General features: G+C 52.2%; 19 protein-coding genes (1 of these 19 cut by a window edge). 9 read left to right on the top strand and 10 right to left on the bottom strand.

The features are described 5' to 3' along the window. The first annotated feature begins 1 nt into the window (after position 1). The 8 genes from IPG80_RS03115 to IPG80_RS03080 all read left to right on the top strand — a co-directional run bounded on the left by IPG80_RS03115 (position 2) and on the right by IPG80_RS03080 (position 7,657). Positions 2-613 (top strand): LysE family transporter, encoded by a 612-nt coding sequence (locus IPG80_RS03115; RefSeq protein ID WP_345102604.1) that lies wholly within the window; start codon positions 2-4, stop codon positions 611-613. 15 nt (positions 614-628) lie between these two features. Further along, positions 629-1,777 carry an NAD(P)-binding domain-containing protein gene (locus IPG80_RS03110; RefSeq protein WP_345102601.1) on the top strand — a complete coding sequence of 383 codons (1,149 nt, stop codon included), beginning with the start codon at positions 629-631 and terminating at the stop codon, positions 1,775-1,777. Positions 1,778-1,786: 9 nt separating this feature from the next. Further along, the gene (locus IPG80_RS03105) at positions 1,787-2,092 is read left to right on the top strand and encodes an antibiotic biosynthesis monooxygenase (protein ID WP_345102599.1); all 306 of its coding nucleotides are present in this window, start codon (positions 1,787-1,789) and stop codon (positions 2,090-2,092) included. Positions 2,093-2,094: 2 nt separating this feature from the next. Beyond that, complete coding sequence (locus tag IPG80_RS03100) at positions 2,095-3,237, top strand: iron-containing alcohol dehydrogenase (protein ID WP_345102596.1); 1,143 nt, start codon at positions 2,095-2,097, stop codon at positions 3,235-3,237. A gap of 173 nt (positions 3,238-3,410) precedes the next feature. Next, a complete protein-coding gene (locus IPG80_RS03095; protein WP_345102593.1) occupies positions 3,411-5,072 on the top strand; it encodes an ABC transporter substrate-binding protein in 1,662 nt (553 codons plus the stop codon). 67 nt (positions 5,073-5,139) lie between these two features. After that, positions 5,140-6,066, top strand: a complete 927-nt coding sequence (gene nikB / locus IPG80_RS03090; RefSeq protein WP_345102590.1) for a nickel ABC transporter permease — start codon at positions 5,140-5,142, stop codon at positions 6,064-6,066. Positions 6,067-6,113: 47 nt separating this feature from the next. Next, positions 6,114-6,959, top strand: a complete 846-nt coding sequence (locus IPG80_RS03085) for an ABC transporter permease (RefSeq protein WP_345102587.1) — start codon at positions 6,114-6,116, stop codon at positions 6,957-6,959. Then, positions 6,956-7,657 carry an SDR family oxidoreductase gene (locus IPG80_RS03080; protein WP_345102725.1) on the top strand — a complete coding sequence of 234 codons (702 nt, stop codon included), beginning with the start codon at positions 6,956-6,958 and terminating at the stop codon, positions 7,655-7,657. Before IPG80_RS03085 ends, IPG80_RS03080 begins: the two co-directional genes overlap by 4 nt. A 53-nt stretch (positions 7,658-7,710) precedes the next feature. On the opposite strand, the gene IPG80_RS03075 is transcribed toward IPG80_RS03080, so the two are convergent. The 10 genes from IPG80_RS03075 to IPG80_RS03030 form a co-directional block, all read right to left on the bottom strand. Next, positions 7,711-10,407, bottom strand: coding sequence for a cation-translocating P-type ATPase (locus IPG80_RS03075; protein WP_345102584.1), 2,697 nt, complete (start codon positions 10,405-10,407; stop codon positions 7,711-7,713). Continuing rightward, the gene (locus tag IPG80_RS03070; protein WP_345102581.1) at positions 10,404-10,661 is read right to left on the bottom strand and encodes a hypothetical protein; all 258 of its coding nucleotides are present in this window, start codon (positions 10,659-10,661) and stop codon (positions 10,404-10,406) included. Before IPG80_RS03070 ends, IPG80_RS03075 begins: the two co-directional genes overlap by 4 nt. A 17-nt stretch (positions 10,662-10,678) precedes the next feature. Continuing rightward, the gene (locus IPG80_RS03065) at positions 10,679-10,930 is read right to left on the bottom strand and encodes a VTT domain-containing protein (protein WP_345102578.1); all 252 of its coding nucleotides are present in this window, start codon (positions 10,928-10,930) and stop codon (positions 10,679-10,681) included. Next, positions 10,924-11,076: a hypothetical protein gene (locus IPG80_RS03060; RefSeq protein WP_345102575.1), complete on the bottom strand. Its 153-nt coding sequence runs from the start codon at positions 11,074-11,076 to the stop codon at positions 10,924-10,926. The genes IPG80_RS03065 and IPG80_RS03060 overlap by 7 nt, the downstream gene beginning before the upstream one ends. A gap of 226 nt (positions 11,077-11,302) precedes the next feature. Next, entirely contained in the window at positions 11,303-12,403 is a 1,101-nt protein-coding gene (locus tag IPG80_RS03055) for a site-2 protease family protein (protein WP_345102572.1), read from the bottom strand. Between the two features lie 228 nt (positions 12,404-12,631). Further along, on the bottom strand, positions 12,632-13,843 hold the full coding sequence (locus IPG80_RS03050; RefSeq protein ID WP_345102569.1) for an aminotransferase class I/II-fold pyridoxal phosphate-dependent enzyme: 1,212 nt from the start codon (positions 13,841-13,843) through the stop codon (positions 12,632-12,634). A gap of 82 nt (positions 13,844-13,925) precedes the next feature. Beyond that, positions 13,926-14,387, bottom strand: coding sequence for an IS200/IS605 family transposase (gene tnpA / locus IPG80_RS03045; RefSeq protein WP_345102566.1), 462 nt, complete (start codon positions 14,385-14,387; stop codon positions 13,926-13,928). Between the two features lie 199 nt (positions 14,388-14,586). Then, positions 14,587-16,605, bottom strand: a complete 2,019-nt coding sequence (gene ligA / locus IPG80_RS03040; protein ID WP_345102563.1) for an NAD-dependent DNA ligase LigA — start codon at positions 16,603-16,605, stop codon at positions 14,587-14,589. Positions 16,606-16,657: 52 nt separating this feature from the next. Then, entirely contained in the window at positions 16,658-16,993 is a 336-nt protein-coding gene (locus tag IPG80_RS03035; RefSeq protein WP_345102560.1) for a hypothetical protein, read from the bottom strand. A gap of 36 nt (positions 16,994-17,029) precedes the next feature. Continuing rightward, positions 17,030-17,785, bottom strand: a complete 756-nt coding sequence (locus tag IPG80_RS03030) for a MinD/ParA family protein (protein ID WP_345102557.1) — start codon at positions 17,783-17,785, stop codon at positions 17,030-17,032. A gap of 176 nt (positions 17,786-17,961) precedes the next feature. Between IPG80_RS03030 and IPG80_RS03025 the strand changes: the two genes are divergently transcribed. Further along, positions 17,962-18,180: the 5' portion of a sigma-70 family RNA polymerase sigma factor gene (locus IPG80_RS03025; protein ID WP_345102554.1), read on the top strand. 333 nt of this gene lie beyond the right edge of the window; the window shows 219 of its 552 coding nt (coding positions 1-219); it begins with the start codon at positions 17,962-17,964; its stop codon lies off the right edge, out of view.

The raw sequence follows: 18,180 nt of genomic DNA, 5'->3' as shown, positions 1-18,180 counted from the left end.
CATGTGGATCTATCTTCTTCAAGGTCTTGGATTCGGTTTCGCCGCCGCTTCCCAAATCGGACCGTTTCAAACCTTCTTGATCTCTCAAGCTTTAACCCGCGGCTGGAAGCGTGCCTTGCCCGGCGCATTCGCGCCATTTATCAGCGATGGTCCCATCATTTTGCTGAGTGTGCTGGTGCTCAGTCAATTGCCCGGCTGGGCGCAGCGTGGCATGTATGTTCTTGGCGGGGTATTCGTTCTATACCTCGCTATTGGGGCGTTCAAGTCCTGGCGAAGTTTTGATGAGACGGCTGTACACCCTGAACTTTCAGGGCAACAGACTATCTTCAAAGCGGCGATGACCAATGCCCTCAGCCCGGGCGCATATCTTTTTTGGATGTTCGTGACGGGTCCCATTCTGGTGCAAGGCTGGCGCGAAACTCCGGTCAATGGGCTTGGGTTGCTGCTGGGCTTCTACTCGGCATTTATTTCCTGCCTTATCTTGATGATCGTTATCTTTGGTGCGGCGTCGCGCCTGGGACCAAAACTTAACCGGGCTTTGCTTGGAATTTCAAGCATCTTTTTATTCGGATTTGGGCTTTACCAACTTGCACGAGGAATTATCGGACTTTAATTAAGGAGAAGCAAAATGCAAAATAAAACAGATCTGCTCATTATCGGCGCGGGACCTTTTGGGTTGTCACTGGCGGCGTACGCCAGAGCGTTGGGCATGGATTTTCTTGTGGCGGGCAAACCGATGGAATTTTGGAAGAAGAACATGCCTGCGGATATGTTCCTACGCTCCGCGTCGGACTGGTCGTTGGACCCAACCGAACGATTTTCCATCATGAAATATCTGGAATTTCTCGGCAAGACGCCGAAGGATGTTGAGCCGCTTTCGCTTGAGTTCTATTTGCAATATGCCCAATGGTTTCAAGAAGGCTCACAGATCCAAACGATCCCTCATTACGTTGTGAAGTTGGATCAGATGGCTGGTGGATTTCGTGTCGAATTTGAGTCTGGTGATGTTCTTGAAGCCAGGAATGTCGTTGTTGCGATCGGTATGGGTTATTTCAAAAATCAACCAGCCGCGTTGACCGACATATTACCTGCCGGTAGATACGAACATACCTGTGATGCCGTGGAACTCTCACAATACAATGGCAGGCGGGTTCTCATCCTTGGCGGCAGGCAAAGCGCATTCGAGTGGGCGGCGTTGCTAAACGATGGCGGCGCGGCAGAAGTGCATGTAGCGCATCGGCACGAGTCGCCGAAATTTGCCGAAGCAGATTGGAGTTGGGTGCCGCCTCTGGTGGATGGTATGGTGACAAACCCTGCCTGGTTCCGCGGGCTGCCACAGGAGGAGAAAGATGCCATCGTTAAACGAATGTGGGGAGAAGGACGCTTGAAGGTGGAACCATGGCTGGAAAAGCGCGTGATGAAATCGAATACGAGTATCCACCCAAAAGCCGGGCTTGTATCTTGTACTGCGCGCCCTGACGGTGCAATGGATGTCAAACTGGATAATGGCGATGCCTTTGTAGTGGATGATGTCATCCTCGCCACGGGTTACAAGGTGGAGTTGGAACGCTTACCCTTTTTGAAGAGTGGCAATCTTTTCGATAAGATTGAAGTGAAGAACGGATTCCCGGTACTTGACCCGCATTTTCAGACCACCGTCCAGGGATTGTATTTCACCAGTATGCCTGCCGGGCAGGATTTTGGTCCGTTCTTCGGGTTCACTGTTTCAGTACGTGCTTCTGCGAAGATCATTGGAAATGCGTTGATATCCAAATAGGAGATTCAAATGAACATCGTTTTCGTGCATGTGCATGTCAAACCGGAATTTGTGGAAGCTTTCAAACAGGCGAGTCTTGAGAATGCATCGAATAGTGTCAAGGAAGAAGGTGTTGCACGTTTTGATGTCGTTCAACAAGCGGATGATCCGACTCGCTTTGTGCTCGTGGAAGTATATAAGACAACGGATGCTCAATCTGCTCACAAAGAGACGGCTCATTATTTGACTTGGCGTGATACCGTCGCAGAGATGATGGCGGAACCGCGACAGGGAATTAAATATAGCAATATCTTTCCAGATGACGGCGGTTGGTAAACATGCCATTTGAATTCGCAACAGCAAATCGAATCATCTTCGGCGCGGGAAAACTCTCTGGGTTGGGGGAACAACTCATAGGGAGTGTGAAGCGTCTGCTGTTGGTGAGGGGCAGGTCATCAGACGCGATTCCGCGCGTGAGGGAGATTCTGTCTGCACAGGGAATCCAATTCAACGAATTTGAAGTTCACGGCGAACCGACGGTGGATGTGGTTCGCGAAGGTGTTAAGTTTGCTGAGGGCTGCGATGCGGTGATCGGTTTGGGCGGCGGCAGTGTGATGGATGCGGGTAAGGCAATTGCAGCGTTGGCGACGAACCACGGGGATGTCTTTGATTATTTGGAAGTAGTGGGTAGGGGACAGCCGCTGACAGAGAAGCCGTTGACCTATATTGCGATTCCGACTACGGCGGGGACGGGGACGGAAGTGACGCGCAATGCGGTGCTGGATGTACCAGAGCATGGTGTGAAGGTCAGTTTGCGCAGCCCGATGATGTTGCCGAGCCTTGCTATTGTTGACCCTGAGTTGACGTATCACTTGCCGCAAGAAATGACAGCCGCATCTGGTTTGGATGCCTTGACGCAGTTGATCGAGCCTTTTGTTTCAGTGAAGGCGAATCCGCTGACGGATGCGATTTGCCGCGAAGGCATGCCACACGCCGCGAAATCTTTGCGTCGTGCATATCTCAATGGCGCGGATAAAGAAGCTCGTGAAGGCATGGCGTTGGCGAGTCTCTTTGGCGGCTTGGCGTTGGCGAATGCCGCACTCGGAGCTGTGCATGGATTTGCCGGTCCGCTGGGTGGGATGTTGCACGCACCGCATGGAGCGATCTGCGCGAAGTTATTGCCTTTGGTGATGGAAGCGAATATCGAAGCGATGCAGGCAGAGAAGCATGTCGGGCTTGCGCGTTATGAAGAAGTAGCACGCATTCTTACTGGAAATCCTTCGGCTTCTGTGAATAATGGCTTGGCATGGGTAAGTGATATTGTGCGAGAGTTAAAAATTCCAACACTTTCAGCGCATGGCATGACCCAGGCACATATCCCTGAAGCGGTGCAGAAGACGTTGAATGCCAGTAGTTATAAGGGGAATCCGATTTCGTTGAAGGCAAGTGTATTGCAGGAGATTTTGGAAAAGGCTTTGTGAACAAGCTGCAACCTTGGGGTAAATTTTGTGGTTTTGGTCTCTTCTAGGTCAAGAGCTTTCTGTCACAAAATAAATGAGAGTGATAGAATCTTGGTTGGGCATCTGATTAAGCATAATCAGATCCCGACCTGTATAAGTGTTCGATAACTACCCAATCTATGCAAGGAGAAAAGATGAAAAACACCTTATTTAAGGGGTTGTCCGTTCTTATGTTGATCGGACTTTTATTAGCTGCATGCGGTGGGGCGCCTGCTGAGACAGAGGCACCCGCTGCGGATGCCACCGAAGCGTCAGCTGAAGCTACAGAAGCTCCCGCTGAAGAAGCTTCAGGCGGCACGCTTACCATTGGTTTGCCGGTGGAGCCGGAAACACTCGACCCCGGTGATGCCGTTTATGTTCAGGAACAGTTCATTCTTATGAACCTGTTCGATTCGTTGTTATCCATTTCGCCGGATGGAGAACTGCACCCCGGTCTCGCGACTGCCTGGGAACCGAATGCGGATTATTCCGAATTCACCTTCACTCTGCGCCAGGATGTGACCTTCCACGACGGCACTCCTTTCACGGCTGAAGCGGTCAAGGCTTCTTTCGACCACATCAACAGCGATGCGGTGCTTGAGTCGGGCGGCAAGTCCTTGCTTCAGGATCATTCCTACGTGGAAACTGTCGTAGTGGATGATTACACCGTGACCGTCAAGTTCGGCGCTTCGTATCCGCTCTTTTTGCGTGATGCTTCCCGCCAATGGTTGAGCATTTCATCTCCTGTCGCTTTAGAAGCTTCCGGCGCAGACTATGGACGCAACCCGGTGGGAACCGGTCCGTTCAAGTTCGTGCAGTGGGATGCCCAATCTCAGATCGTGCTCGAACGCAACCCCGATTACAACTGGGGACCTGAGTTCGCTGCCCATCAAGGACCGGCTAACCTTGAACAAGTGGTCTTCCGCATTTTGCCCGAAGCTGCCACCCGTCTGACTGCTTTTGAAACCGGTGAAGTGCTCATCGCCAGTGAACCGCCTGCGTTGGATGCCATCGCTTTGGCTGATTCTGGAGCCGCTGCCATCCAGACCTTTGCTCAACCGGGTGTGCCTGCCATCTTGATGATCAATGCCACCAAAGCGCCGACCGATAACGTCAACGTCCGCAAGGCGATGATCCTTGCGGTTAATCAAGAAGAACTCGCGCAGACGGCTTTCCAGGAACTTGGTTTGCCCGCCACCAGCGTCATCTCTCCCACCACCTGGGCGTATGATGAAGGTGCTGCCAGCCTCTACAGCTATAACCCTGAAGAAGCCGCGCGCCTGCTCGACGAAGCCGGTTGGGTCGATGCTGATGGAGATGGTGTTCGCGAAAAAGATGGCGAGACACTCACCATCGACTGGCCCGATAACCCAGCCTGGTCTGAAGCCTTCAATGAACTCTTGATCGGCTATCTCTCTGAAGCAGGCTTCGATGTTCAGTATCGCTCCATGGATGATGGTGCCGCCTACGAAGAATTGCTGGCTGGCAATTACACCCTCGTCTACATGTACTGGACCCGCCCCGATCCTTCTCCATTGCGCTATTTGTTCCATTCTGAAAATGCCAATGGCGGCGGTGCCTGGACGAACTTCGTCAATGAAGACCTCGACAACGCGCTTGCCGATGCCGACACCAATACAGACGAAGCCGCCCGCGCGCAAGATTATGCCGTGGCTCAGAACATCATCATGGAAAATGCACTCGTTCTGCCGATGTTCACTGTGAACACCTCGTACATCACAGCTCCTGCTGTTCAGGGTTTCTCCTTCGATCTTGAAGGCTATCCCTACCTGTACGATATTTCCATCTCAGAATAACCCAACGACAATTTGCGCCGCACTTGCTTTCGGGTAAGTGCGGCGCAAGCATTTATAATAGACTTGCATGTTCAATTACCTGCTTCGACGAATCTTAACTTCCATTCTGGTACTGTTCGGTGTATCTGTGCTGGTCTTTTCTGTTATTCACCTTGTGCCGGGGGATGTGACCATGGCGATCCTAGGTCGCCAAAAAGTTACCGAAGAAAAAGTCGCTGCATTGCGTGAACAACTTGGCTTGAACGACCCGCTGTATGTGCAATATGGGCGCTATCTCTCCAACGCCCTGCGCGGTGATCTGGGGACATCCATCCGCACCAATCAATCCGTCTCCGAAGCCATTGCCGAGCAATTACCCAGCACGGTCATGCTCGCAATGTCTGCGTTGATTGTTGCGCTTAGTATCGGCGCGGTCCTTGGGTTGTTGGCGGCATTACGTCACGGCTCGTGGGTCGATACGCTCGTAATGGGCTTATCGGTTAGTGGTCTTTCAATACCAACCTTTTGGATGGGTCTGCTCCTCATCCTTTTCTTCTCTGTGAGATTGAAACTCTTCCCAAGCATTTCCAACGGCTCTTCCTTCGCCGACCTCTTTCTCCCCGCCCTAACCTTGGGACTCCCCGAAGCTGCAGTCGTCGCCCGCATGGTGCGCGCCAGCATGCTCGACGTGCTCAATAAAGAATACATCACCACTGCTCGCGCAAAAGGCTTGCCCGAACGCTGGGTGATTCTTAAACATGCTGTGCGCAATGCGCTGATCCCTGTGGTTACCTTCCTCGGTTTGCAAATGGCATATCTGCTCGGCGGTGCAACCATCGTTGAGACCATGTTTGCACGTCAGGGCATTGGGCGGCTGGCAGTGCAATCCATTTTTAATCGCGACTATCCCATGGTGCAGGGCGTTGTCCTCGTCACTGCTGCCATTTATGTTTTGATCAATACCCTGACCGACATCACCTACGGCTTTCTCAACCCGAAGATCCGCCTCAAATAATGACCTCGAACCTGACTCCATCCATCAGCCCTTCCCATTCTCCAGGCTTGCGTATACTCCGACAGATATTGCGCAATCGCAGCGCACAATTTGGCGGCATTTTATTGTTGGCATTAATTTTCATGTCTTATGCCGCGCCGCTTTTCACAAATTACGAACCGAATAAGAACGCACCTTCTCAGGCATTGCAAGCGCCCAGTGTTGAGCATTTCATGGGTACGGATCATGTCGGGCGTGATACCTTCACCCGCTTTCTATATGGTGGACAGTTATCTCTGCGAGTGGGTTTGGTGGGAATCACCATTGGTGCATTAATCGGCATTACGCTGGGTCTGGTCTCTGGCTATTTTGGCGGCTGGTTCGACGCTTTCATCTCCTGGTTCACAGACGTCCTGATGGCATTCCCCGATATTCTTTTGGCGCTCGCCATCATCGCCATTCTCGGACCCGGCATTCGCAACGCCATGCTTGCCATCGGCATTGCCTTCGTACCATCCTTCATGCGGCTGACGCGCAGCAGTGTCCTTTCACTGCGCGAGATGACCTATGTGGAAGCTGCCAAAGCACTGGGTAGCTCTGATACGCGGATTTTGATCAAACATATTTTGCCGAATTCGATCCGTACTTTGCTTGTGCTCATCACACTGGGAATCGGCTCATCCATCCTTGCGGGCGCGGCGTTGAATTTTCTGGGTCTTGGTGCAGAACCACCGACTGCCGAATGGGGTGCGATGTTGAACGCAGGTATGAAATACGTCCGCCAGGCGTGGTGGTTGACCTTCTTCCCCGGCTTTGGAATTTTCCTCGCGGTCTTGTCCATCAATCTGATCGGTGATGCCGTTAGTGATGCCGTCGCCGGGACGAATATTATGCTGCCGCAAGATAAAAAATAATCCCGACGAGTTCGTCTGCAACTTTCTGTAAAACAGCCATTATCACCGGTGGCTCGACCGAACTTGCAGGCACCGTTGCTTTGGCATTGGCACAAGCCGGTGTGAATGTCTGTCTTTGTGGCAGGCAGGCAGACCTATTGGATATCTCGGTAGAGCGGATCAAGCAAACGGGTGGAAAAGCTTTCTTTGTAGAATCCAGCCTCGGGTCATTAGAAGAGGTGCAAGCGGTTGTGAATCAAACGCTATCCACCTATGGCGGCTTGGATATCCTGACCCTTATCTCTCCGTTCTGGAGCGGCGGGATGATCCACAGTCACAATGTCAAAACCTGGGATTTGGTGATGGACGCAAATCTTCGTGAACCATTCCTGATGGCGCGGGCGACTTTGCCGATTCTGCGTGAACAAAAACACGGCGAGATCATGGCGATCGGCTCGGACTCGGCGATGGGCATTTATCAACAAGATGGTGCGTATGCCGTTGCCATGCATGGGCTAACCACATTGATGGAGTTGATTCGCGCGGAGAATGCAGAGTTTGGAATCCGCACTCACATTCTTTCGCCGGGGTTGGCATTATCTACACCATTCGATGCAGAAGGCAAACCCAACTTGACCACCGATGATGTCGCTGAGTGGGTCTTGTGGCTGCTTACAAGACCAAGTCGTTTGCGCGGCAACAGCCCCATCCTGATCTAACAAAAGAACCCGTCTCATGCGAGGCGGGTTCTTTTCTATTCACTATTCACTCATTACTTACTAAACTTCTTACTCACTTCCATCACTACAAATACGACCAAGCCCGATGCCGCCGCAATGGATAGATCCGAGATGTGCAGAGGAACGACTTCGAAGAAATTTGCCAATACAGGTATATAAAGTACAAGCATTTGCAGAACGAACACCAACAATGCCATACCCATCAAGACGGGATTGCTCATGAGTCCGATCTTGAAAAGTGACTCTTTGTCAGAGCGCGCCGCCAGCGCCTGCATCACTTGCATGAATGCCAGCGAAGTGAAGATCATGGTCTGCCATTCGGGCTGCCCGCTAAAGTAATACCACGAACCAAGACCCAGCGCGATCGCGCCGATCAGCACCCCAACCCAAATAGTCTGCGTACCTGCGCCGCGTGAGAAGACGCCTTCAGTGGGTGCATAAGGCTTGCGCTTCATTGTGTCTGGCTCAGGGTTTTCCACGCCCATGCCAAGCCCTAGTAAACCGTCGGTGAGGAGATTGAGCCACAGCAATTGCAAAGGCAGCAGGGGCAGCGGCTTGCCGAGGAACGGAGCGATCAACATTACGAGCACTTTGCCGATGTTGCCTGCCACACTAAAGCGCACGAACTTACGGATGTTGTCGTAGATCGTGCGTCCTTCTTGCACAGCGGCGACAATGGTCGTGAAATTATCGTCGAGAAGCACAAGGTCTGAAGCTTCTTTGGAAACGTCCGTGCCGGTGATGCCCATTGCCACACCGATATCGGCTTTGCGCAGGGCAGGGGCATCATTCACCCCGTCGCCGGTCATCGAGACAATATGACCCTTTTCCTGCAATGCCTGTACGATACGAAGTTTGTGTTCCGGCGCAACACGGGCAAAGACACTGACCTCATCCACAACGTTCTTCAATTCTTCAGGGGTAAGGTTCTCGATCTCCACGCCAGCCAATGCGCGTCCGTTCTCAGTGATGCCCAACTGACGGGCAATTTCGATCGCAGTCAATGGATGGTCGCCGGTGATCATGATCGGGCGGATGCCCGCTGCCTTGGCAATGGCAACCGCCTCCTGCACCTCGGAGCGCGGTGGATCGATCATGCCGAATAAGCCCAACAGGGTAATGTTCTGTTCAAGGTCGGTCTGGATGACCTCTGGGATGGAATTCATCAAGCGGAAGCCAACGCCGAGGACGCGCATACCTTTTCGGGCTAGACGTTCATTCGCCGCCTCAATTCTGGACCTCCACTCTGCATCCAGCGGAATGGATCTTCCCTCCGCCCAGACATGGCTCGTGATGTCGAGCAGTCCGTCCACGCTGCCTTTGGTGAAGGCAATGTAACGGGTGTCGCCGATCTCCAAACCTGAAAGTACGGTGGGATCATACTTCGCCAAATGATGGACGGTGGTCATGCGTTTGCGTTCCGAGTCGAAGGGCAGCTCTGCTGTGCGCGGGAAAGATGAATCGAGGGCAGATTTCCAGTAGCCCACCTTGGCGGCAGCAACAACGAGCGCGCCTTCAGTTGGGTCACCCATGGTATGGAAGCGGTCATCACCTTCATCCACCAATTTGGCATCGTTGCAGAGCGCGCCGCCGATCATCGTCAGCGAGAGCGAGGATTGGACGGGGGAACCCAATCCACGGGTGGCATGCAGCGAACCGTCGCGAGCCACATCGCCTGTCAGATCGATGGCGTGTTCGCCCACATCCAGCACGACAACAGTCATGCGGTTTTCAGTGAGTGTGCCGGTCTTGTCTGAACAGATGACCGTGACCGAGCCGAGCGTTTCCACCGCCGGGAGCTTGCGGATGAGTGCCTGGCGGCCGAGCATGCGTTGTGCCCCAAGAGCGAGCGTAATGGTAACCACTGCGGGCAAACCTTCAGGTACGATGGCAACCGCCACGCTGACTGCGGTAAGCAGCATGTGGCGAAGTTCGTCGCCGCGCAGAATGCCCATTACAAAAACGAGTGCCGCAATGCCAACCCCGATCACGGCAAGATTTTTACCAAGTTTATCGAGGCGGCGCTGCAGGGGTGTTTGCTCCTGCTTCACAGCTTGGATCATGTCGGCAATCTTGCCAAGTTCAGTGTTCATGCCGGTGGCGATCACCAGTGCAAGTCCGCGCCCCTGAGTGATGATGGTGCCCATGTATGCCATATTGCGGCGGTCGCCCAGCGGAAGGTCTTCGGTGGTGAGTGCGGCAGTATGTTTTTCGATGGCTTCAGATTCGCCAGTGAGCGCGGCTTCTTGAATTCTTAAATTGACAGCTTCCAACAGGCGCAAGTCAGCGGGGATGACGTTGCCTGTTTCCAGTTGAAGGATGTCACCGGGCACGAGTTCGCGCGCCGAGGTTTCTTTTAATTTGCCGTCGCGCAGGACACGCACGTTCGGCACAGACATCTTCTTGAGCGCGGCAATGGCTTGCTCGGCACGATATTCCTGTACAAAGCCGAGTAGTGCATACAACGCCACGATGGAGAGAATGGCAATGGTGTTCTTGGTATCGCCAAGCAGACCAGCAACGACAGCCGCTGCAATGAGGATGAGCACCATTGTGGCGGTGAGTTGCTCCCAAAGGATCTGCAAGGGAGTGCGCCCGCCGCGCTCTATGAGTTCATTTACACCAAATTTGGCTTTATGTTCATCCACCTGAGCGGCAGTGAGACCCGTCTCAGAAGATGAGGCGAGTTCGCTCAAGGCGGAATTGGTTTCGATGGTATGCCAGTTCATTGATTTGTTTCCGTTCTCTTGGATAGTTTTAGCTCGATCATGGTTTTCAACGGCTCACGGAAATGATACCCCAGATAGCCAAGGGATGCGACCAGCCCGAGTGAAAAGACCAGCGGCAGATGGGTCTTGATATAACTGCTGATCAGCATCCATTCGTGACCAAGGACATAACCGGCGCCGATCAGAAGTGTACACCAAACGTAGGCACCGATGAATGTTGCGATGAAAAACCTCAGAAATGGGATTTTCGCCAACCCGGCAGGAATGCTAATCAGGTGCGGATGCCCGGAATGATACGGCCGATCAGAACCAGACCCGAACCCCAGCGGTGCATCTGGTCTTCGGCTTTTGCGATCAAAGCAGGTTCGATGCGGAAGATTCTTGCAAAGCGATCCACCACGGGACGACCACCCAGGCGTGCCACCCAATAGGTGATGGATGCGCCAATGGCACTGCCAAGCCCGGCGTATAGCCCGCCCAGTGGAATGAAGGCAGGGGATATGCCGTGACGTTCGATCAGCATCCAGCCTGCAAAAGCGAGGATGATCTCGCTGGGGTAATACCGGTGGCGTTCTCAAAGATCATTAATCCGAAAACGCCCACCCAACCAAATTGGTCGAAAATATTTTGTAATGCAGAAAGGATCGTTGTTTCAATTTGCTCGAACATTCATACCTCATAAGTTAACCTGGCGGGACTTTTTGTAAATAAAAAGACCATCGCCAATAAAATGGACGATGGTCTTGCCTTTTCAGAACAGCCGGGAAAAATTTCCGTATTGACGACTGTGCTACCCAGCGTTTGGGCGGCTACTCCCCATCGGAGTTAGTCTCTAGTATATGGGTGAATCGATTTCTGTGGTTAAGAAACCTCTAATTTTGGCTTGCAGGCACGCTCACGAGAGCATCACTGCTTGCGATGTGCGCAATGCGGTACGGATCATCAAATACTCGGTGATATTCTCGGCGGTGATGATGCCCACCAATTGTCCGCTGTGGGTGACGGGCAGGGTCGGGAAGCCGGATTCCTGAATGCGCATCAAAGCACTCTCGACCATTTCGTAAGAATCCACTTCGGGTGGCGACCCGCGCATCACGGCTGAGACGGCGATGTTCTGTCCGTGCTGGGTGAGGGCGGAGAGGAAATCGTCGCGGGTGACCACGCCTGCAATGCGACCGTTATCGTCGATTACTGGGAAATCATGCTGAGAACCCGCCAGGATCAACTGCGACATGCGCGAGAGCGGGTCACGCGGAGAGAGGCTTTTGTAATCAGTTAGCATAGCGCGTCCTACCGGGATGCCGCTGATGACGTTCTTCATCTGCACGGCGCTGGCTTCTTGTGAGGCACCGATCCAAATAAAGAAAGCGATGAATAACAAACTTGCATTCCCAAACAATCCCACTAACCCAAATACCAACGCCAACCCCTGACCAATACTCGCCGCGATCTGTGTGGCACGCACATAGTCGATGCGCATGGCGAGCAAAGCCCGCAGCACACGTCCACCGTCCATGGGGAAGGCGGGGATGAGGTTGAACAACACCAACGAGACGTTGACGACCATCACGCGCTCAAGAAAACTTCCAGATGCCACCCCAAGCTCGGTCAGCGGCACCAGGTTCCCGGTCAGGAAAAGAGCCGCGAATAAAATCGCCGCAATGACCACATTCACAGCAGGTCCCATCAACGCGACCCACAACTCCTCGATCGGTTTCTCCGGCATACGTTCCAAACGTGCCACGCCGCCAATTGGGTAGAGCGTGATGTCGCGTGTTTTGATTCCATATTTGCGGGCGGTGAGTGCATGCCCATATTCATGCAAGAGCACGCACAAAAAGAGGACGAGGATAAACCCAATGCCGCTCAACACTTCGAGCCAGCTATTATTTTCCAACCAATGACTAAACCCAACCCACCCGATCAAAAGTAAAAAGGTGGCATGGATGTAGACATCAATTCCTGCAAATGTTCCAAATTTCCATTGCCATTTCATAGTTCAATACTCCTTGTATGAACGGCATTGTACAGGGAATTTATTAGAAAAATGTTATAAATATTCTCTCAAGAACTATCAGGATGCCCTTCGATAAACTCAGGGCGAGCGCCTCAAACCCCGCTCTGGCTTGCTCTGCCCCTCAAAGCTAAGCCAACGCCGATAAAAAAATCGCCCATCATCTTTGATGAGCGATTTCCCATTCACTATTAACTATTTACTGCTTTTTTACTTCACCATTCCCATGGCTTTACCAGCCTGATAGATGACATCCATGGCGTGTTCAATATCCGCAGGGTTGTGCGCCGCGGTGACGGTGGCACGCAAGCGGGATAGACCTTCTTGCACAGCGGGGGAGACGACCGGCAGCACGAAGACATCCTGCTCCTGGCAGCGTTTGGTCAGCTCGAAGGCTTTTTCGTCAGTGCCGCACAAGACGGGCACGATGGCGGTTTCGGTGAGTAAGGTGTCGAAGCCCATGCTCTTGAGTCCGCCGATGAATTGCTGGGTGTTGGCGTTCAATCTGTCCAAGCGTTCGGGCTCGTCAAGGATGACCTTGAAGGCTTCGTTGGCGGCGGCAGCTTGAGCGGGGGGCAGAGCCGCAGAGAAGATGTAGGCGCGGCTGCCGTGGCGCAGGAAGTCGATCAGTTCTTTTTTGCCTGCCACGTATCCGCCCACCGAGGGGATGGTCTTGCTGAGCGTGCCCATCTTGATGTCGATCACATCGCCCATGCCGAAGTGTTCTTCGATGCCGGTGCCGGTCTTGCCGAGCACGCCGACGGAGTGAGCTTCGTCGATCATCAGCCAGGCGTTGTATTTCTTGCTAAGTTCCACGATCTTGGGCAGGTCGATGATGTCACCGTCCATGCTGAAGACCGAGTCCGCAATGACGAGTTTGGAGACTTCGGCAGGCGCGTTTTTTAGTAAGCCTTCGAGATGCTCCATGTCGTTATGGCGGAAGCGGCGGAACTCTGCGCCAGACATCAAACAGCCGTCCACGATGGAGGCGTGGTTGATCTTATCCGAGAAGACATAATCACCGCGTCCCATCAAGGATGAGATGGTGGTCAGGTTGGTTACGTACCCGGACGTGTAGGTGATGGCTGATTCTGTGTGCTTGAAATTGGAGATGGTTTCTTCGAGTTCGTTGTGGATGGTGAGGGTGCCAGCCAGGGTGCGGACGCCGTTCGTGCCGGTGCCGAATTTGTCCACGGCGCGTTTGGCGGCTTCATTAATTCTGGGGTGACCGACCAATCCAAGATACGAATAAGAGGCGTACATGCCCATGACGCGTCCATTGACGCGCACTTTTGAGTCAGGCAGCATTTCTTCGACTGCCTGGTTATAGAAATAAAAATCGTGTTTTTTGATCTCATCCACGCGCTGTTTAAGCGCGGCGATGCGCCGGGTGCTGTTGTTGTCTACGCTGTGAAAATCCATTGAGTTCCTCCGAAAGGGAATGGCGCAAGTTTAGTCGAGGGAGGGGGGATTGTCTAGTGAGGAATACTTAAAGGGAAAAGGCTTATTCCAGCCATTCGAACAGATATTTTGCATCGTGTTCGATTTCAAATTTTTTGAGGAAGTCGAGGTATTCCTCTTTGAAGGTCTGTTGTTTATGATGCTGTTCCTGATTTTGAATGTAGGTATACACGGCTTCGATTTGGGAATGGCTGTAGGAAAAGGCTCCGTAGCCTTCCTGCCAGTTGAATTTGCCAGTGATCCAGTTTTGTTCGTTGATGAAATTGGACGAATTGTTTTTGATGTCCCTCACAAGGTCAGATAATGCCATTGCGGGTTTGAGCCCCAGGAAAACATGAACGTGATCTTCCACGCCGTTGATGATGATCGGCTTCTGCCCTTTGTTCTTGATAATCCCTGCCATATATTTGAAAACCTCCTGCCGCCATTCCCTTTGCAGAAGGTTTTGCCTGCCTTGCACGGCGAATACCACTTGAATATAGATCTGTGAAAATGTCCCAGCCATGCTCGCCTCCTGAATCAGCTATGTCATCCCTTCGGGATTTATTTCATGGATCGTTCGGTTTCTATAATCCTGCCACCCCTTCGGGGTTTTATCGTGTCTATTATGGAAAACTTTGTTTGATAGATAAGTAATCCCGAAGGGATGAAATGATTATAGTATTGAGGTTGAGACAGAATGAACCCCGAAGGGGTGTCATAGCCTACCCAGTCAATCTCTTCAACTCGGCTTCGTCGATGATCTTTACCCCAAGCGATTTCGCTTTCTCAAACTTCGAGCCGGGGTTTTCGCCGAGCACCAAATAACTGGTCTTCTTGCTGACGCTGTCTGTTACTTTGCCGCCGTTGCTTTCGATGAATTCCTTGGCATCATCACGAGAGAAATTCGGCAGCGTGCCTGTCACAACAAAGGTCATACCAGTGAATGCGCCTTCTTTTTTCTTTTCGTCTGCCTTCATTTGCGGATCTAAACCGGCAGACTTTAACTTCTTCAATAGTTTTTGATTCGCCGGGCGGGCAAACCAATCCACAATTGATTCAGCGATATTGGGACCAACTCCTTCAATCTGCCGCAATTCATCGGTAGTGGTCTTCGATAAAGCGGATAGATTGCCATACGTCCGTGCCAGATCGCCTGCCATGACTTCACCCACCCCGTGGATTCCCAGCGCGACAATGAGACGGTTCAAACTCTGACCTTTTGCCTGCTCAATCGACCCAAGCAGATTCTCCGCCTTTTTCTCGGCAAAACCTTCCAACCCAAGCAGTTGACTCTTTTTCAGCGTGAACAGATCCGCAACGTCTTTGACCAGTTCTGCTTCGATCAATTGCTCTACTATCTTAATACCCAGCCCGACGATATCCATTGCACCGCGTGAGACGAAATGCTCCACGTTGCGGACGAGCTGTGCCGGGCAGGCGGCGTTGACGCAGTACCATGCCACTTCACCTTCGATGTGCTCCACGTCTTGTCCGCATGCCGGGCATTTTGTGGGTGGCTTGTATTTTTTCTCTTTGCCAGAGCGTGCATCCACTACGGGACCGATGACGTAGGGAATAACTTCGCCTGCGCGTTTGATCAGCACTCGATCCCCGATGCGGATGTCTTTCTCTGCGATGTAATCGAAGTTATGCAATGTCGCATTGCGAACTACAACCCCGCCAATTTCCACGGCTTCGAGCGAAGCCCGCGGAGTCAACACACCCGTGCGACCAACTTCCGCGTCAATGCCTAGCAGGGTGGTGGTCACTTCGCGTGCCGGGAACTTAAAGGCAATGGCTCCGCGTGGGTCTTTGCCCACGAAGCCCAAATCTGCGGCGAGGGTCAAGTCGTCGATCTTGATGACCATGCCGTCGGCTTCGTAAGGAAGCGTGTCGCGTCCCTTGTCAAAGGTCTCGGTGTAGGCAATTGCCGGTTCTAGATCGTTGAAGCGTTTCGAAATATCCGTCACAGGGAAACCCAGTGACTTGAGATATTCCAGAATCTCCCATTGCGAGGTTGGGACTTTGCCGCCTTCGGAATGAACGATCTGATAGACCAGCAAAGTGATCGGGCGCGAAGCAGTCAACACCGGGTCAAGCTGGCGCAGCGAACCCGCCGCCGTGTTACGCGGATTGAGATAGGTCTTCTCGCCCGCTTCTTCCAGACGTTTATTTAATTTTTCAAAATCCTGAATGGGGATAAACGCCTCGCCGCGAACGACAAGGTAACTAGGCGGCTTCGGTCCTTTCGAGTCTACGGGGATTCTCAAAGGAATAGCTCTGATCGTTCTCAAATTGGATGTGATATCTTCGCCCACTTCACCGTCACCGCGGGTGGCGCCTTGTACGAACTGACCATTGCGATAATGCAGCACGACCGACAAGCCGTCGATCTTGGGCTCGACCACGAACTTCGCCTTCTCAACGCGGTCATCTAATTTCTTGATGCGTTCAAGCCAGGCGCGGGCATCGTCACCGCCGAACGCGTTGGCAAGCGAAAGGATCGGCGCCGGGTGGCGTACCTTCTCGAATTTTTCTGAGACTTTTGCTCCGGCGCGTTGTGTAGGGGAGTCTGGGGTGATCCAGTCAGCATGATCCGCCTCGATCTTCTTCAGTTCATTTAACAGGCGGTCGTATTCGAGGTCGCTGATAATAGGCGCATCCAACACGTGATACCGATAATTATGGAAGTTGATCTGCGCTTTGAGTTCTTCGTAACGGGAGAGAAGTTTTTCTGCCATTTACAAATTATATAATGAAACACCGCCTGTGTTCACAGGCGGTGTGGGGGTTTTAATCTATTTTTTTCCAGATGTCTGATGGCGGGCGCGAGAGCGGGCGCGTCATGGCAGAAAGGCGGGCTTCGTAGTAGGGTTCGGCTTCGGTGGCAAAACGCGAGAGGTCGAAGAGGCGGCGCTTGAGCAGCAAGTCTGCGATGCGCTTTACTTCCTCTCTGCTGAAGTCGGGGAGTTTTTCCGCAAATTCGGTCAGGCTGAATCGCCCAAGCCGAATGACAAAATTCACTGCAGAGCGTAAAGGCTCGGAGAAGAGCACCACATCAGAAGGACGCAAGTCTTCCTGCCGTTCCTCCAATTCCTTTATCGCAGTTTCGTAGAGCGGATTGCTCATGAGCGACTTCCCTTTTCCTTTCAGTCCGGGTGAAACCTAGGACTTGAGCAGATCTACTAAATTGCGCAACCCTTTGGTAACCACATTATCGGGGTAATGAATGGTGAAAAGACCGGAGCTCGCGAGCATCATCATTTCATCAGAGTGCGGCAGGATCGCGCCAACTTTGGCTTCGTAGGTTTGCTCTACGCGGGCGCGCACTTCTTCAAAGTCCAGGTTGCTGGGGGCTTTGTTGACGAGGATGAAAAGCTTCGGCACATCCAATTTCTTGGCAACATCCACGGTTACGGCGGTTCCTTGATAATCCTGCTGGTCGGGGCGCATAATAATGACCAGTGCATTGGAGATCGCTATGGAGAGCAAGGTCTCTTCATTCAGACCTGGGTGAGTGTCGATTAGGAGATAGTCCAGCTTTAGTCTTTCGATCACATCGCGGAAGCCGTCATTCAACAGACCGACATCGTAGCCTTCGCGTAGAATGCGGGCGATCTCACCGGCTTTGATGCTGGAGGGGATTAAGAAGATCTGTCCTTTAACTTCGGCACCGATATGCCCGGTTACATCCTGGGCGGCTTGTTCAATGGTGCACTTGCCCCAAAGATAGTCGTTGAGCGAGTGTTCCATATCTGCTTCGTCAAGATTGAAAAGAACATGAATTCCAGGGGAGGCGATATCCGTATCCACCACACCCACGCGTGCACCATCCATGGCAAGCAGCGCTGCAATATTGGCTGTTGTGTTCGATTTACCCGTCCCACCGCGGAAAGAATGAACTGAAATGATTTTGGACATGCACTTTCTCCGATTCTATGATAGTCTTGCCAAATCTTAAGATTTCACAGCGGTAATTATAGCCTAACTGGATTGAAAATAAAATCCCTCCTTTTCCCGTCCTAATTATGATATAGTGACTTTCTAAAAAACGGAAGTAGTCCAACCCCTTTTTGCCTCTCATGACGACAAATTATATGCAAAACACCTCCACAGCCCTGCAAGATGCCAGCGATGAAGTCCTCATCCAGAAGTTTAGTGATGGAGTCAAAGAGGCATTTGATGCTTTGTACTTTCGCCACCTGCCCAGTGTATATAAAAGGGTAAGGTATGTGGTACCGGAAAGTGACGTGGAAGATGTGACGCAGGAGATCTTCATTGCTGCACTAAAGTCTCTTCCTTCATTTCGTGGGGAG

This window comes from Candidatus Villigracilis vicinus (assembly GCF_016702885.1).
Classification (GTDB): Bacteria; Chloroflexota; Anaerolineae; order Anaerolineales; family Villigracilaceae; genus Villigracilis; species Villigracilis vicinus.
The sequence above is the reverse complement of the archived record's forward strand: the minus strand, read 5'-3'. Positions and strand labels throughout refer to the sequence as shown.